The sequence below is a fragment of the Holdemania filiformis DSM 12042 genome, from assembly GCF_000157995.1.
GTDB classification, from domain to species: domain Bacteria; phylum Bacillota_I; class Bacilli_A; order Erysipelotrichales; family Erysipelotrichaceae; genus Holdemania; species Holdemania filiformis.
On the sequence record NZ_GG657552.1, the window covers coordinates 94,052 to 96,353 of the forward strand.

Annotated in this window: 2 protein-coding genes; both read left to right on the plus strand. The window is 53.0% G+C overall.

Annotation, left to right across the window (positions count from 1 at the left end):
- Positions 1 to 1,395, plus strand: a 1,395-nt coding sequence (locus HOLDEFILI_RS18150; protein WP_006057519.1) for a murein hydrolase activator EnvC family protein, incomplete at its 5' end; no start/stop codon positions are given.
- A gap of 370 nt (positions 1,396 to 1,765) precedes the next feature.
- Positions 1,766 to 2,302: cell division ATP-binding protein FtsE (locus tag HOLDEFILI_RS01305; RefSeq protein ID WP_006057521.1), on the plus strand; the 537-nt coding region annotated here is incomplete at its 3' end.

The window sequence follows — 2,302 nt, forward strand, 5'->3', positions numbered from 1 at the left end:
GTTGATCGGCAGCTTCATGTCGGTGACGAAGTATCTGAGGTGGAAACGATGAAAAAAGTGGGACTGATTCTATTAAGTGTCCTGTTGTTAACGGGCATGGTGTTGCCTGTCATGGCAGATGATGACGAAGACGTCTATTACCTGACGATGTGCTCCGGTTCCAATTTATCCGAAGAACAGAAAAACGAATGTAAGGAATATGCTTCCCGGCGCAACAGTGAACTGGCGCAGCAGCTCAGCGACATCAAGGTCAAACGCCAGGAAATTGAGAAGGATCTGGCGAAGATCGGTCAGGAAATCCGCGGCTACGACGCGCAGATCGCCCAGCTGACGGCGCAGATCAGCGAGCTGGAAGCGCAGATCAGTGAAAAGGAAGCATTGATCGCCCAGCTGGAAATTCAGATCCAGCAGAAGGAAGACGAGATCGCGGCGCTGCGGGAAAAGGTGGAACAGCGATTAGTTCGTTCCCAGCAGACGATGCACACCAACCAGTTTCTGGATTTCTTAATGGGGGCGGAGGATTTTGCTTCACTGCTGCGCCGGATTCAGGGCGTTAACGATATTATGAATTATGACAAGAAGTCGCTGGAGGAATTAAAAGCGCTGATGGATGCGCTGGAAGCGGATAAAACGCAGCTGGCCGAGGAAAAAGCGGGACTTGAAACAAGCAAGACGGAAGTTGAAGCGAAGAAAGCGGAGGTCACGCAGCTGCGGGTTGTCGCGAAGATCGCGCAGGAGGCGGCGGAAAAGCAGGCGGCGGATCTGGAAGCGCTGGGCAATCAGATCACAGCGAATTTGTCCGCGTTTAAGAGCCTTCTGTCGTCGATCGACTTCAGCGGGATCGACAGCTCAACCGGCTTTACCAAACCTAACGGCGGCTATCTGAATAACGGCACGTGGTATTACAGCAGCGGCGGCGTCCATCTGGGGATGGATATCATGGCCGGGATCGGTACGCCGATCGCCGCGGCCGGCAACGGCGTCATCCTCAACAGCGCCGACGGCTGCGCGAATAATGGACATCTCGGCAATACCTGCGGCGGCAGCGGCGGAAGCCGGGGCGGCGGGAATCAGGTGTATCTGTTAACCAACATCAACGGTACGACCTACGCGGTCAAGTATTTGCATATGAGTCCCGGTTCTCCGATTGCGACCGGTTCGGTGGTGAGTGCCGGCGATCAGATCGGCACGGTCGGCCAGTCCGGCAACGCGAGCGCGCCGCACACGCATATCGAAGTGTTCAAGCTCGGCACGATGTCGATTGAAAGCTATGCCAACAGCTGGAACGGTGATCTGGCCTTCGGGGCCGGCTGGGGTTCCGGCGCGTTAAGCAATACTTGTGATAAGCGCGGCGCACCGTGCCGCGTGAAGCCGGAAACGGCATTCGGCTATTGATGGATAGCGGTTTAGTTTCGGCGTTTCTTGCGCTTAAGGTATTTCTTGCGCTTAAAAGGAAAAACCGTTCCCAGCTGCGCTGGATCTGAGAATAAAGCAAGGTGAATGACGATCGGGAGAACCCGTGCCGTTCACCTTTTTAAATGCTTTCAGACCGCGGACTTGCCTGTTATGGACATGAAAGAAACGGTCTGTGTTGAAAATCGAGTTGCCCGATGTGATATATTCTGTTCGTTGAAATAACCCAAAACACATAAAAGTGGGAATTCAGCGGTTGAATGCACGGCAAAGATTGTAAGAAATAACCCAATATTTTCATCATGTCCGAAATTGATTCTATGTTATAATACTAGCGATTGGATGTGAAAAGATGCTGGATTTAAAACATGTATCAAAAACATATAAGAACGGAGTCAACGCTCTGTACGACGTCAATCTTAAGATTGATCAGGGCGAATTCGTGTATATCATCGGACCGACCGGCTCAGGCAAATCGACGTTGATCAAGCTGCTGGACGGCGAGGAGATCCCGACCAAAGGCAAGGTTGAAGTCACCGGTATTAACGTCGGAAAGCTGAAGCATTCCAAAGTGCCGCTGTACCGCCGCAATATCGGCGTCGTGTTCCAGGACTTCCGCTTGTTGGAGCGGAAAACGGTATTTGAGAACATCGCGTTTGCGCTGGAGGTTATCAACGTGCCGAAGGAGAAAATCCGCAAGCGGGTGCGCGAGGTCATGAATTTAGTCGGTCTGGACGATAAGGGTAATTCATTCCCCCAGGAACTCTCCGGCGGGCAGCAGCAGCGGGTGGCGATCGCCCGCGCGATTGCGAACAAACCGAAGATCCTGATCGCGGACGAACCGACCGGCAATCTCGATCCCCAGAAGTCGGATGAGATCATGACGTTG